This is a genomic window from Marinobacter sp. MBR-105 (assembly GCF_053628895.1).
This window is the reverse complement of record NZ_JBRJHG010000061.1, coordinates 1-1,156: the sequence shown is the minus strand read 5'-3', so window position 1 is coordinate 1,156 and position 1,156 is coordinate 1. Positions and strand designations below refer to the sequence as shown.

At 52.9% G+C, this 1,156-nt stretch carries 1 protein-coding gene; it reads left to right on the top strand.

Translation table 11 applies throughout. The annotated features are described in order from the left end of the window. Positions 1-71: 71 nt before the first annotated feature. Positions 72-1,016, top strand: coding sequence for an IS5 family transposase (locus tag ACSSVV_RS21000; protein ID WP_011784145.1), 945 nt, complete (start codon positions 72-74; stop codon positions 1,014-1,016). Positions 1,017-1,156: the final 140 nt, after the last annotated feature.

Here is a 1,156-nt window from a genome sequence, read left to right as displayed (position 1 = left end):
GGAGGCTCTGAATAAGTCTCCAAAATCAGCGATAATACGGCCATCGTCAATCGCATAGGATCGTTGCCAGCATGGATCAGATCACCTTCTCCGAAGCCGAATACCAGACCAAGAAGCGCAAGACCCGTCGCGAGATCTTTCTGGAACGGATGGACAAGCTGATTCCGTGGAAGCAGTTGGAGAAGAAGGTAGCCCGTTATTACCCGAAGGGCCGGAACGGACGGCCCCCTTATCCGCTGCCTGCCATGCTGCGGGTTCACTGCATGCAGTTGTTCTATAACTTGAGCGATCCGGCCATGGAAGACGCGCTGTACGAGATCGAATCCATGCGGCACTTCGCGGGTCTGAAGCTGGACCGTTTGCCAGATGAGACGACGATTCTCAACTTCCGGCATTTCCTGGAGCAGCACGGTCTTGGCAAGGCGCTGTTTAAAGAGGTGAACAAACACCTGGAGAAAAACGGCTTGATGTTGCGTGAAGGAAGCATCGTAGATGCCACCATCATCTCTGCTCCCAGCTCCACCAAGAACCAAACTGGCAAGCGTGATCCGGAGATGCACCAGACCAGAAAGGGCAACGAATGGCACTTCGGCATGAAAATGCACATTGGTGTCGACGACACGTTCGGTCTGATTCATAGCATTGATACCACCGCTGCCAATGTTCACGACATCGTGCCCACCGACAAGCTGCTGCATGGTGAAGAGCAACGAGTCTTCGGCGACGCCGGTTACCTTGGCATTCAGAAGCGGGATGAGCATAAGCACCGCAAAAACGTCTCCTGGTTCATTGCCAAACGGCCTGGCACCCGGAAGACGCTGGATGCCGACAAACTGAAAGCAGAGAAGATCAAAGCCAGTGTTCGTGCCAAGGTCGAGCATCCCTTCCGGTACATCAAGCGGGTCTTTGGTTATGGCAAGGTCCGCTATCGCGGCCTTGCCAAGAACAGCAACCGGTTGCATTTGCTGGCCGCGTTTAGCAACCTGCTGATCGGTGAAAAATACATGCTGGCGTAGGGCCAGTGCGCCTGTTTTCCGCCAAAATGGCGGGAAACGGGCAAAAAACACACAAATAAAGGGAAAATAGTGTCTGAATCTTCGATTTTTTGCCGTTTAAACCCAAGATGGGCAAATATCAGCAGTTATTCAGACCTTCC

Coding starts and splice junctions, on each gene's coding strand:
- ACSSVV_RS21000 (WP_011784145.1), top strand. CDS start 72: ATGGATCAGATCACCTTCTCCGAAGCCGAATACCAGACCAAGAAGCGC.